13 protein-coding genes are annotated in these 12,962 nt (G+C 32.2%); 5 read left to right on the forward strand and 8 right to left on the reverse strand.

Annotation, left to right across the window (positions count from 1 at the left end; translation table 11 throughout):
* Positions 1-65: 65 nt before the first annotated feature.
* The 5 genes from PW52_RS08315 to PW52_RS08335 all read right to left on the reverse strand — a co-directional run bounded on the left by PW52_RS08315 (position 66) and on the right by PW52_RS08335 (position 5,677).
* Positions 66-644, reverse strand: coding sequence for a pseudouridine synthase (locus PW52_RS08315; protein ID WP_044632470.1), 579 nt, complete (start codon positions 642-644; stop codon positions 66-68).
* Positions 637-2,925 carry a type IA DNA topoisomerase gene (locus PW52_RS08320; protein ID WP_044632471.1) on the reverse strand — a complete coding sequence of 763 codons (2,289 nt, stop codon included), beginning with the start codon at positions 2,923-2,925 and terminating at the stop codon, positions 637-639. Before PW52_RS08320 ends, PW52_RS08315 begins: the two co-directional genes overlap by 8 nt.
* A gap of 74 nt (positions 2,926-2,999) precedes the next feature.
* Complete coding sequence (locus PW52_RS08325) at positions 3,000-4,193, reverse strand: DUF418 domain-containing protein (RefSeq protein ID WP_044632472.1); 1,194 nt, start codon at positions 4,191-4,193, stop codon at positions 3,000-3,002.
* Positions 4,187-4,984, reverse strand: a complete 798-nt coding sequence (locus PW52_RS08330) for a lysophospholipid acyltransferase family protein (protein ID WP_044632473.1) — start codon at positions 4,982-4,984, stop codon at positions 4,187-4,189. Before PW52_RS08330 ends, PW52_RS08325 begins: the two co-directional genes overlap by 7 nt.
* 51 nt (positions 4,985-5,035) lie before the next feature.
* Positions 5,036-5,677 carry an NUDIX hydrolase gene (locus PW52_RS08335; protein ID WP_044632474.1) on the reverse strand — a complete coding sequence of 214 codons (642 nt, stop codon included), beginning with the start codon at positions 5,675-5,677 and terminating at the stop codon, positions 5,036-5,038.
* A 2-nt stretch (positions 5,678-5,679) separates the two neighbouring features.
* On the opposite strand from PW52_RS08335, the gene PW52_RS08340 reads away from it, so the two are divergent.
* Positions 5,680-6,372 (forward strand): peptidylprolyl isomerase, encoded by a 693-nt coding sequence (locus PW52_RS08340; protein WP_044632475.1) that lies wholly within the window; start codon positions 5,680-5,682, stop codon positions 6,370-6,372.
* A 4-nt stretch (positions 6,373-6,376) separates the two neighbouring features.
* On the opposite strand, the gene PW52_RS08345 is transcribed toward PW52_RS08340, so the two are convergent.
* The 3 genes from PW52_RS08345 to PW52_RS08355 all read right to left on the reverse strand — a co-directional run bounded on the left by PW52_RS08345 (position 6,377) and on the right by PW52_RS08355 (position 9,000).
* Entirely contained in the window at positions 6,377-7,249 is an 873-nt protein-coding gene (locus PW52_RS08345; RefSeq protein WP_044632476.1) for an apurinic/apyrimidinic endonuclease family protein, read from the reverse strand.
* A 120-nt stretch (positions 7,250-7,369) separates the two neighbouring features.
* Positions 7,370-7,975: a trimeric intracellular cation channel family protein gene (locus tag PW52_RS08350; RefSeq protein WP_044632477.1), complete on the reverse strand. Its 606-nt coding sequence runs from the start codon at positions 7,973-7,975 to the stop codon at positions 7,370-7,372.
* A gap of 305 nt (positions 7,976-8,280) precedes the next feature.
* Positions 8,281-9,000, reverse strand: coding sequence for an RDD family protein (locus PW52_RS08355; protein ID WP_044632706.1), 720 nt, complete (start codon positions 8,998-9,000; stop codon positions 8,281-8,283).
* 24 nt (positions 9,001-9,024) lie between these two features.
* Between PW52_RS08355 and PW52_RS08360 the strand changes: the two genes are divergently transcribed.
* The 4 genes from PW52_RS08360 to PW52_RS08375 are packed head-to-tail and all read left to right on the forward strand — an operon-like array spanning position 9,025 to position 12,960.
* Positions 9,025-10,014 carry a stage II sporulation protein M gene (locus PW52_RS08360; RefSeq protein ID WP_044632478.1) on the forward strand — a complete coding sequence of 330 codons (990 nt, stop codon included), beginning with the start codon at positions 9,025-9,027 and terminating at the stop codon, positions 10,012-10,014.
* Positions 10,015-10,017: 3 nt separating this feature from the next.
* Positions 10,018-10,986, forward strand: coding sequence for a hypothetical protein (locus PW52_RS08365; protein ID WP_044632479.1), 969 nt, complete (start codon positions 10,018-10,020; stop codon positions 10,984-10,986).
* A 43-nt stretch (positions 10,987-11,029) separates the two neighbouring features.
* Entirely contained in the window at positions 11,030-11,758 is a 729-nt protein-coding gene (locus tag PW52_RS17115; protein ID WP_131453991.1) for a hypothetical protein, read from the forward strand.
* A complete protein-coding gene (locus tag PW52_RS08375) occupies positions 11,755-12,960 on the forward strand; it encodes a DUF4350 domain-containing protein (RefSeq protein WP_044632480.1) in 1,206 nt (401 codons plus the stop codon). Before PW52_RS17115 ends, PW52_RS08375 begins: the two co-directional genes overlap by 4 nt.
* Positions 12,961-12,962 lie beyond the last annotated feature (2 nt).

Below are 12,962 nucleotides of genomic sequence, written 5' to 3' on the forward strand. Positions count from 1 at the left end.
ACACTAATATTTTGTTTTCACAATTACGTTTCAAACCTTGGCAAAAAGGATTTTCACTGCAATCCCTAACGCAATAGTTTGCTAACCTCAATAACATCACCAGGTTGCATACTATCAATTAAAACATCACCAATACGCACACGAGCTAAACGCAGCGTAGGAAACCCCACAGCCGAGGTCATTTTACGAACCTGCCTAAACTTGCCTTCGTTTAACGTTACCGAAATCCAACTTGTTGGCCCATGCCTATCATCACGTATTTTTTGCGTAGTTTCAGGAAGTTCTGGTAAAGCACCTAACTTAAATACTTTACAAGGTTTGGTTTTATACTTTTTACCGTTAAAACCAATTTCAACGCCTTGCTTTAATTGTTCTATGGCTTCAGGAGTTATATCGCCATTTACTTGAGCGTAATATTCCTTTTCTACTTTTTGGCTGTTTATAAAATCGCTTGTTTGTCCGTTTGTAGTTAAAAACAATAAACCTTCCGATTTTTCATCTAAACGCCCAATAGCCATTGTCCCTTCAGGAAAATCATGTAATTCACCTAAAAAATGCTTTTTTTGTTGCTTGGAGTCGTTGCTTTTAAACTGACTTAAAAAACGGTACGGTTTATAAATAATAAAATGCCTATGCTTACACATAAGCTTCACCCAAAATTTTATAAACCAACTCCTTGGTTGGTTTTTGGCCACTAATTTTAGCTTTAACCACATCGAAAGTTACTTTAAAATCGCAACCCGATTTGTAAGCCGAACAGCCATAAGCCGTTTTTCCCTTTATTATACTTCCCGTTTTACACTTTGGACATATATTAGTATTCGTAGCTTCAGTTTGTTTGGGTTCTAATTTTAAGTTAAAATTATCATCAAAACGCAATAAGCCTTCAACGGTTCCGGTTTCTGTTTTAAACCCTTTTAAATTTACCGTGCTTCCTTTTTGTAACAATCTAATAAATTGCTTTTCCGATATTTTTTTATCGTAAATCTTAAAAGGCATTTTAAAATTACAACCCGATTTGTACTGCGTGCACCCGTAAGCCGAATTCCCTTTTAGCAGCGTTCCTTTTTTACATTTCGGGCAAGTTTCAGATGTAATTCCTGCCTTTTTAACTTTGGCTTCTTTTGCCTTGCAGTTTTTAATTACATTCGCTTGCGATATATTGGCGCGCTTAGTTTCGGTTCGTACTTCGTAAACCAAAGCATCAACCATGCGCTTCATATTTTTAATAAAAGCAGCAGCGCTATATTCACCTTTTTCAATATCTTTTAATTGCTTTTCCCATTGTCCCGTAAGTTCGGCCGATTTCAACAATTCATTTTGAATAGTATTTATTAAAGCAATACCAGTTACAGTTGGCAAAACTTGCTTTTTATTACGTTTAATGTACTGGCGCTTAAACAAAGTTTCAATAATATTTGCCCGTGTTGACGGACGACCAATACCGTTTTCCTTCATTAAATCACGCAGTTCATCATCATCAACCTGTTTACCTGCTGTTTCCATAGCTCTTAAAAGCGTAGCTTCTGTAAACTGGTTTGGTGGTTTGGTTTCTTTCTCTAAAAACGAAGGTTCGTGTGGGCCTTTTTCGCCTTTAGAAAATGATGGCAAGGTTTTATCATTTGCCACACTGAGCGCAGACGAAGTGTCGAAAACTAAACGCCAACCTTTGTCTAAAATTACTTTTCCTGTAGTTTTAAACAACACCTGTGCCGCATTACCAATAACGGTTGTATTTGCCACGGTACAATCATCGTAAAAAACGGCTATAAAACGTTTTACAATAATATCGTATACTTGCTGCTGAGCAGGGTTTAACTGTGTTTGTACTCCTGTTGGAATAATAGCGTGATGATCGGTTACTTTTTTATCGTTAAAAACCTTACTCGATTTTTTTATTTTTTTACCTAAAAGCGGTTCCGTTAAACTCGCATAATTAGTTAAATTTTTAAGTATTGCAGGTACTTTTGGGTAAATATCGTTAGGTAAAAACGTTGTATCTACTCTTGGGTAGGTTACCACTTTACGCTCGTATAATAACTGTACAATTTTTAAGGTCTCATCGGCCGAAAGCCCAAACTTTGTATTACAATACACTTGTAAACCTGTTAAATCGAAAAGTTTAGGCGCGTATTCCTTTCCTTTTTTCTTAGTGATGGATTCTATTGTAAAATCGCTTTCTTTAACTTTAGCAGCAAGTGCTTCACCTTCTTCCTTTTTTGTAAAGCGTCCCTCTTCGTAGCTAAACAGCGTTTCACGATAAGTGGTTTGTAATTCCCAATAGGGTTGTGGTTTAAAATTTTCAATTTCTTTAAACCTGTTTACAACCATAGCCAGGGTTGGTGTTTGTACTCGGCCAACCGATAGTACCTGTTTATACCCTCCATGCTTTACCGTGTACAATCTAGTCGCATTCATGCCTAATAACCAATCGCCAATGGCTCTAGAAAAGCCTGCATAGTACAAGTTATCGTAATAGGCTGCGGGTTTTAATTTATTAAAGCCTTCTTTTATGGCTTCAGTGGTTAATGAAGAAATCCATAAACGTTGTACTTCCCCTTTATAATTTGCTTCATTTAAAACCCAACGTTGTATAAGTTCTCCTTCTTGACCCGCATCACCGCAATTTATAACCACGTCGGCTTTATCAAATAAGGATTTTACTATTTTAAATTGTTTTTGTATCCCTGAATTTGAAACCACTTTGGTTTCGAACTTTTCGGGCAACATGGGTAAGTTATTTAAATCCCAACTTTTCCAGTAAGGTTTATAATCATTTGGCTCTTTAAGTGTGCATAAGTGTCCAAAAGTATAAGTAACCGCATAACCATTACCCTCGAAATACCCATCGCGTTTGGTATTTGCTCCCAAAACCGATGCTATTTCGCGCGCTACACTTGGCTTTTCTGCTATGCAAACTTTCACTTAAAACAATATTAAATTAGCGTTGCAAAATAGAAATTTTTCTAAGTTTTAAAAAACAGAATTATTAGTAGTTATTAACCAAATTTTCTAAAAAAACACCAACTCGATTTATGCCACAATGCTTCAAAAGGCCCTCTCAAATGTTTTGTTAACCAATACTTTGAAAAAATTGACAACAGCACCGTTAATAAAACACTTATTATAATAGCTTCTACTGCCCCAACAAATTTATACAACCCTAAACCGTAACCATAATAAATAAATGATCCAATTACAGATTGCAAAATATAATTTGTTAAGCTCATTCTTCCTAAAAATGAAAACTGGTTAAAAAGCTTAAATCCCAACCGAATTTTAAACAATAAAACAAAAGCTGAAACAATTACAAAAGCTATTGATGTATTGATTACAGTTAATAAAATAAACTTTATAAACTTTTGAATATTATCACTACCAAAAGATGCAAAATCATATTTATATAAAACAAATAAAATAACAGACAAAATAATTGAAGTTTTTAATAATCTTTTCCAAAACAGAATAGTTTTTGCATTATTTAAAGCAAATAACCATTTTCTACCTGCATATAGTCCCATTAAAAACATAGCGAGTATGGCAGATAACCGACCTACATTAAAGTTTAATTTAAAGTTAGATAGTTTCCCGTAAAACAAATTATTATTTATAACATCCAGTACCGAACCATCTTTTAGTATATTATTTACTCCATTTCCGTTATTTGTAAATACAAAGACATCTTTAACATAATCCATAGGAATGACCATGGATTTTATTAATTTAAGAATTTCAATAGGATGAAAAATTAAAACCACAGCAATACATAAAATCCATTTATTTTTTAATTGACTTAAAGGGATTAAAAATATTCCAACAAAAGAAAATATGGTTAAAATGTCTCCATAATAAAACATGGAATTAAAAAGTCCAAAACAGAATAATAAAAAAAAACGCCACAAGAAAAATTTGGTAGCATTAATCCCTTTTTGTTCTAGATTTCTTTTTTGAATAAAAAACGTTAGTCCGAATAACAAAGAAAAAATCTGAAATGCCTTACTACCAAAGAGAACAAAAATGGATCGAAACAGAAAATTATTTAAATCATTTAACCATGCACAACTACTTTGGTAATTAAATTGAATTCCAAAATATTGTATATTATGAATTAAAAAAATTAAAAATAGGGCAAAACCTCTTAACGCATCGACAACTTGCAACCTAGTGTTATCATGCCTTAAGTTATTTACCATTCACGCAGTTTGTTTAATCTTTCTTGCTCTTCAAGTTCCTTTTGGGGAATAACTTTCAAAAAGGATGAATGTTGTTCTATAGCAAATTCAATTTTTTTCACAATTTCTTCATTGCTTTCGTTGTCGTAATCAATATCCAAGGGAGCTTTAATTTCCATAGTTTGAAGAATATTTTTCTTTTTTATTCTAAGTCCTTTTTTATCGAAAGAACGACGAAATCCATCAATAACAATAGGCACTACAACAGGTTTGTACTTTTTTATAATATGCGCAGTTCCTTTTCGAATAGGTTTAAACGGAGTGGTTGTACCTTGAGGAAATGTAATTACCCAACCATCGTCGAGGGCTTTACCAATATTAGAAATATCGCTCATTTTTACTTGACGCTTCACTTCTTGTCCAGCAGCTCGCCAAGTACGCTCAATTGGAACTGCTCCGGCATAGGCCAAAACCTTTGGTAATAAACCAGCTCTCATGGTTTCTTTTGCAGCTATGTAATAAATATTTAATTTAGGATTCCATAAATAGCCCACATTTTTTATTGAGTCATCGCGACCGCTTAAACTTGCATTAAAAACATGAAACATGGCAACAACATCGGCAAAATAAGTTTGGTGATTCGATATAAAAAGAACATTTTTATCGGGTAAGTCCTTAATTATTTCAGAGCCTTCTATTTGTAATTCGTTAAAGCCTCGAAAACGTCTATGGGAAATTGCTCCCAAAATACGAATAAGCCACTTTTTTAAAAATAATATATGCCCAAATGGATTTTTTTTAAACAATCCCATACAATCTCCCTTCAATTAATTTAGCAGTACAAATGTAATAAAACAAACCTATTACAGGCAGCCTTTAATTAAGTCTTTAATTTCGCTAAGCATCATTGCGGTTGCTCCCCAAACGATGTGCTGGTTTAAATAAAAAGCCGGAACCTCAACCAATTTACTATATGATGTTTTTAAAGATTTACTTATCAATAGTTTATCGTTTAACAAATCTTCTAAGTTAATTTCTAATATGGTTTCTACCTCGGCTTCTTCTTTTATAAATTTAGGCATTTTTTTTACAAAACCTAAATAAGGATAAACATAAAAATTGCTTGGTGGTATATAAACTTGCGATAATTTTTTTACAACGGTAATGTTTTTTTTTGGTATACCTACTTCTTCACAGGTTTCTCGTAAAGCGGTTTCTTCAAGAGTTTTATCTTGAGGTTCCAACTTACCTCCAGGAAATGAAACTTGTGCCGAATGAACTCCTTTGTACGATTTACGTAATGTTAAAACAAATTTAGTTTCATGTTTTAAATCTGGATAAAACAAGGCTAAAACACCAGCTTTTTTGGCAGTTTTAATAGCTTTTTGTTGTTTTTTAAGCAATTCCTGCCGAAAAGGAGGCACCATTTTAAAATGCGATGTTTCGGCTGGTAAGTCTTTATTTTTTATTTTTGAAAGCAATATTAAAAAATCATCAAAATTCATTTATGCGTTTTATCTATTTGTTGTTTGCCTGTTTTATTTTTTTGAATTGTGAAGATAAAAAAACTAAGAAGAAAATAACTTCTGAAAGTGATACATCGGAAACCACTAAAAAAGACTCTAGCAAATCAGCTAAAACGGGTTACAAAAAACTCACCACCAAAAACGCCATGTACTTTTTTCAGGATTACGACAAAAAACACAAAGAGAACAAAGTGCGTATTTACACCGATTTTGGCAATATTGACATTTTACTTTATGATGAAACCAAATACCACCGCTCGAATTTTATTTTTTTAACTAAACAAAACTACTTTAACGATACGCAGTTTTATAGGGTAATCGACAATTTTGTAATTCAAGGTGGAAACAGCGACGATACCAAAACACGTGATAAACGTAATAAAATTGGCGTTTATTTATTACCACCAGATACAAAGCGTGGTTTTAAACACAACCGCGGTGCTATATCAATGCCAAGTAGCGAAATTGAAGATCCTTATAAATTGGCTTCGCCTTACGAGTTTTTTATAGTTACTCAAAAAGGTGGTGCGCACTTTTTAGACGGCGATTATACCGTTTTTGGTCACGTTACTAGCGGCATGGAGGTTGCTGATAAAATTTCGAGAGTAGAAACAGATGAAGCCGATTGGCCTAATAAAAACGTTTATATTAGAAAGGTTGAAATTATTGAATAACTTATTATTGTTCACGCAATTGTTGGTTTATTAGTTTTAAACCATTCAAATTATTATTAAGAACTTGTTGAACATCTTCTGTTTTTATATGTCCTAAAATGCCCCAAGGCCCTTTGTAACCTTCGTTTAATAGGACTTTAATCATATTTAGTTCGTAATCGCCTGCTCCAATTGGCAAAATTTGCGGTCCTTCTTTTTTAACGCCATTTAAGTTAACGTACGATAAATGCGGCGCTATTTTCTTGGCAATGCTTGGGAATTGCTGTAAATGCTCCAAAGCATGATGAAAATTATAAACTATTGAAATAGAATCGCCATTTAAAACATCTAAAATTTCGAGTTGATTTAGCGGGTTACCAAACCAACCATCGTGATTGTATAAAGCTAATTTACAGCCCAAAGCATCTGCTTTTTGTTTAATGTACCTTATCATATTCACAGCGCGCTCAACCGATTGTTGTTGGTTTAAATCTTTAAAAAAATTATCGCTAAAACTTACCCAAATTGCTGGTTTAAAGGGCGCATTATTTAAGCCGTTTAACAACATTGTATTAGCTTCGCTTAATTTACCAATGGTATCTCGTTTTGCATTTAACCATAAAAACACAGATGTTATTTCTATATTATTTTGTTTAGCCAATTTAAATTCTTCGGTCATTGAAGTAAAATCGGCTGTCCCGCGATTGTATCCGTATTTTTTTAAGCCAAATTCTTTTAGCATGTTTATACGCTGTGTTGGAGTTCGGTTTTTAGTATCGAAACCAATAATGCACCAAGGCGTTACTTCTTTTATTTTTATAATAGCTTCTTGTTTTTTAGCACACGAACTAATTAAAACAATTAATAGTATTATTTTTAGTGTTTTAAGCTTAATCATTATCTACAAATTTTAAAAGATGTTGCGAACTGCGTTAGGGATTGCAGTGGAAATCCTTTTGCCTAAGCAAAAGATTGTAACGGAAAGCCCGACCGCGCCCTAAAGCGTGGTAACGCCCATTTAGTTTTTATAAATATTTGGTAATGCAATTTTAAATTTTACTGATAATAAGCGCGTTACAATTATTACAATTCCTGAAACAATATACACAATATTGTTATTTATTGGTAATTGGCCTAATGTAAAATAAACGACACCGCCTAAAATACATGTGGTTGCATAAATGGTTTCGCGCCTAAAAATAACGGGGATTTCGTTGCATAAAATGTCGCGAATTACACCGCCAAAACTTGCGGTTATAGTGCCTAAAGCGATACAAATGATTGGGTGAAGGTTGGCGCTTATGCCTTTTTCTATGCCAATTAAAGTATACAAGCCAATGCCAATGGTGTCGAATAACAATAATGAGGTGCGTAAATAATTGATTTTGCTTCGAAAAATGATAGCAAAAATGGCTGATGCTATGATGACGTAGGTGTAGGCAATGTTTTTCATCCAACTTACTGGTGTGTCGCCAATTAGTAAATCGCGCAATGTACCACCGCCAACTGCCGTTACAAATGCAATGATTAGGATTCCGAATAAATCCATTTTTTTATCGATAGCTACCAAAACTCCAGAAATGGCAAATGCTATGGTTCCTAAAATATCGATGGTAAAAAACATTCCGTTTAGTTGTTGGTTTAGGTTGCGAAACTAATAAAAATGTTTTTTGGTTGTTGTATTTTGAAAAGAGAATAACCTAAAATTTAAGTTATTCTGAGTGTTTAAATTAAATTGATCCCGTAACGTGTTCGGGATGAGCGATTCACACACATTTTTCTGCGTTACTCTTGAAAATCTTCAGAATAAATTAAAACTAATTATATTTTTTTGCCTTGTAACTTTAATCTTAGGATCCCGAATCGCCTTCGGGATGAGCGATTCACACACATTTTTCTGCGTTACTCTTGAAAAATGTGGTTCTCTGCTCACATATTTTGAGTATAAAAATTATAATCTTTTAAAATGGCATCTATAAATTCGATATCTGATTTATGTTTCATAGATTTTAACTCCATTACACTCATAATTTTAGAACGTAATTTTATTAATGTTAGGTAATCGTTTGATGCTTTGGCATTAATAAAGGTTTCTTTTATAATTCGAGCATCGTTATCTGACAGTTTTATAACCGTTGGGTATGTTGGTTTATAACCTTCTGATAAATTTTCTAAAATGGTGTGTTTTATGGTAACTTTATCTTTTAATGCTATAACTGCTGTTCCTGCAGCCATGTCTCCCAAACGTTGTGTTTTTTTATTAAATAGCATAACAAAAAAGCCTAAACCAAAAATATAAACATCGACTACCCTAAAAAACCAACGCACCGCATAATCGGAAAACGTGGCTTGATAACCATCAATTTTTACCACTTTTATTTTTAGCAATCGTTTGCCTATTGTTTGGCCTTGTAAAAATGACTCTAATGCCAGCGTATAAAACATTACCGGAAAACTTAATACGGTATTTATAGCAATTTGCGACCATTGATCCATGTTTTGATACGCGCCAACAGTGTAACTTAAAAGCAGCATATACCCTATTTTTATGGCATTATCTATTACAAAAGCCAACAAACGTTCTCCACCACCTGCAGCATTGAATGAAATTTTGACATTTTGAGTAGTGTTAATTTGTAACTCTGACATTTTATAATTTAATTTATAATCTATATGAGGGAAGTTGCATTTATTAAGCAAAATAAGGAAAAATGGTTAAGTTTTGAAAAAGCTATCTTTAATAATGATTTTAAAGATGCCGATGAACTTGCCTCTCAATACATTCACGTTATAAACGATTTGGCTTACGCACAAACCTATTACCCTAAAAGTAAGGTTATTGCCTATTTAAATCAGCTTGCTGCGAAAGCCTACCAAAAAATTTATAAAACCAAAGCCGAAGATACTAATCGCATAATTCGATTCTGGAAAACCGAAGTGCCGCTTATTTGCTACCAATACCGCAAATTTATTTATGTTGCCTTTATTATATTTTTTGCATTTACATTTATTGGCGCTATTTCTGCAGCTAACGATGGTGAATTTGTACGCTCTATTTTAGGCGACCACTATGTAAACATGTCGCTCGAAAATATTGAAGCCGGCGACCCGGTTGCCGTTTACAAAAGCGGTAGCAATTGGGGTAGTTTTATTGGCATTACCATTAACAACCTTAAAGTTGGTATTATTGCTTTTGTGTTAGGTGTGTTTTTAGGTATTGGCACGCTTTATATTATGTTTAAAAACTGTATAATGTTAGGTTCGTTTCAATACTTTTTTTACGATAAAGGTGTTTTTTGGGAAAGTGTTCGTGGTATTTGGATTCATGGTTCTATGGAAATTTTTGCCATAGTTATTGAAGCCGCCGCTGGATTAATTTTAGGCGCTAGCATTTTATTTCCGGGTACACATTCGCGGTATACATCGTTTAAATTGGGAGCAAAAACTGGAATAAAAATTTTAATTAGCACCTTCCCGTTTACCTTTTGTGCTGGATTTTTAGAAGGTTTCATTTCCCGATATTCTAACATTATGCCGCATTGGCTATCGGTTGGTATTATTTTATCAACCTTAGGATTTATTTCATATTACTATCTTATTTATCCTTTTAAAATTCAAAAACAAATTACGGAATCTAAAAAATCAATCATAAATTTTTATTAAAAAATGAAAAACAAACTGTACCTAATTACTATAACACTTTCTTTATTAATAACTAATTGTTCTAATTCTCAGACAGAGTTAAGTGATGAAAAGTCTCAAATAATAAATTTTTTAAAAATTTGGAATAACCTACATAACGAAAAAAACATAGGAAAACTTACCGATTTGTATGATAAAAATGTTAATTATTATGGACATAATAAATCTAATAATTATATTATTGAAGATAAATCAAAATTGTTTGAAAAGTTCAAACAATTTACTCAAACAAACAATGGTATTTCAGAATTAACAAAAAATCTACTTGAAAATGAAATCAAAATCGCCTTTTCTAAAAAGGTAATAGTCAATGGCAAAACAAAATATTATCCATCCTACTTAATTTTAAAACATACAAACAACTACTGGAAAATCACAACGGAAGGAGACCTTATTACGGATAAAATTATTTCGAAAAACAAAAATACTGGTAATACTAAAAAAATACTTGGTGATTTTAATGGAGATGGAAAAAAAGAATTTGCCTGGATTGAAACTCCTAAAAGACTAGTTCATTCAGAATATATAATAAAAGAGGACGAACTAGAAGAAGGAGAATTCGGCATATTATATGATGATTATATCGGTTGTGACAACAGTGTTATTCATTTTTCAGACAAGACCATTTGGCCAATAACTATAAACACAACTTCCGGTGAATTAACAAATATTGGAGACTTAAATAACGATGGATCTGAAAACATTAGTGTTTATAGCAATATTAATGCCTATTCAACCCTTCACATATTAAATGTTAAAAACTATTATCAACCTAATCTTATCGATCCTATTTCAGTAAATCGTAACATTTATGATAATATTCAAAAAGAAAATATGCTTGAAAATTTAGGTAATGGTAGTGTTAAAATAACTTATAGCACATTTACCGAAAAAGGAGAACATGAATTAATCACAAAAATCATTAAACTGTAGAATAAAATTATTTTACAAAGCCCCCAAACAACCAACACATCATTTGAATTCATTTAAATTACATACTTTAATTATTTGTGTGTTGATGCTTCATAGTTTTCAACCGCTATTTTGTTCTGAAATTATTCAGCAACCAGAACAATTACGCGAATTTGACGAGGATTTTAAATCGCGCTATTCCAGCGATAAATTTAATTATGAAGGCGAAGAAATTATTGGTCATACCGAATCTGGTTCTGGCGAATACGAAGCATATAATAAAGAAAAAGTAAAAACAAAGGTAGAAGAAGACTCAAGTTCTGTATCCATCAATACACAACCTCTAAATTTAATATTTTATATAGCCATTGCATTTGCCGTTATATTTTTAGCCTATATTTTAGTTAACGAGGGTGGCTCTAACCTATTTACGGCCAGAAAACATAAAAAAGTAAATTTTTCTGAAGATATTACTGCCGAAAATATTGAATCTGCCGATATAAAATCACTTATCAAAAATGCTGAAAATGATAATAATTTCAGATTAGCTATTCGGTATTATTACTTGTTAGTGCTTAAACAACTCAGTTTAAAAAACTACATAAAATTTGAAGACGACAAAACCAATAGCGAGTATTATAACGAAATTTCAGAAAAACCGTTTAGTAAACAATTTTCATATACATCTTATCTGTACACCTACATTTGGTATGGCGAATTTCCTGTAAACACTGTACAATACGGCAAAGCCAAAGATAATTTTGAAACCCTTTTAAACACCATTAATAAATGAAAAAGGCCTTACCAATAATACTTGTTTTGACGGCCATAATTATTGTTGGCGTATTTTTTATGGGCGTAAAAGTTACGCGCACCGTAGATTGGGAAGAATCCTTTAACGAAAAAAGTAACAAACCTTATGGCACAAGTATTTTTTACAAAGAATTAAATAACTTATTTAAAAACCGTAAAATAAGAACCATTTACCATCAACCCGATAGCTATTTACAAGCAAATTCTGAGGATGGTTATGGCGACCACACCGCTAAAGGAAACTACATAATTATTGGTAATACCGATTATTTAAGCGAAGAATCTATTGACGAACTTTTAAATTTTGTTGATAATGGCAATACTCTTTTTTTATCAGACTATGTATTTCCACAAAAGTTTCACGATACTTTAGATGTTAGCATTGATTATTTAAATAACGAAAAAGATAGCATTACCTACCACTCGTTAAAGTATTTGGATATTAAAAATATAAAAATAGACAGAAGTGCTTTTATGCAGTATTTCTCGTATTTCGATAGTATTAATCACAGCGTTTTAGGACATTCTAAAACTATAGAAAGCTTCGCTAATTTTATAAAAGTGCCGTTTGGTGAAGGCCAAGTGTTTTTGCATACCGAACCTAAAGTATTCACCAATTATAATGTTTTAAAAAACAACCGTTACAAATATGTTGAAGGCATAATATCGTATTTACCAGATGACGATATTTATTTCGATTCGTATACAAAAATGCAAACACGTTATACTGCCAATGTAGAAAAAGAATCGAATTTAAGTTGGTTTTTGCAACAACCCGCATTTAAATGGGCTTGGTATACCGCAATAATTTTTGGTATTTTATTTATGATTTTTAATGCTAAACGTCGCCAACGCATTATTAAAATTATAAAACCGCTGCAAAACACAACTGTTGGTTTTGTAAAAACAGTATCTAATTTATATTTAGAAACCCAAGATTATAAAAATATAGTCGATAAAAAAATCACCTATTTTTTAGAGCGCATTCGAACCGATTATCATATAAACACGACCGTTTTAGATGATGCTTTTTTAACAAAATTAAGCGCTAAAACAGGCAAGAAAAAAGAAGACATTAAACCGCTTATAAATTATATAAATTGGTTACGAAGTAAAAATGAGTTTTTCGAAGAAAACTTAATTAAGTTAAACCGCCAAATTGAAGCATTTTACACAAAATAATT

It is taken from the genome of Neotamlana sedimentorum, from assembly GCF_000943565.1.
GTDB classification, from domain to species: Bacteria; Bacteroidota; Bacteroidia; order Flavobacteriales; family Flavobacteriaceae; genus Neotamlana; species Neotamlana sedimentorum.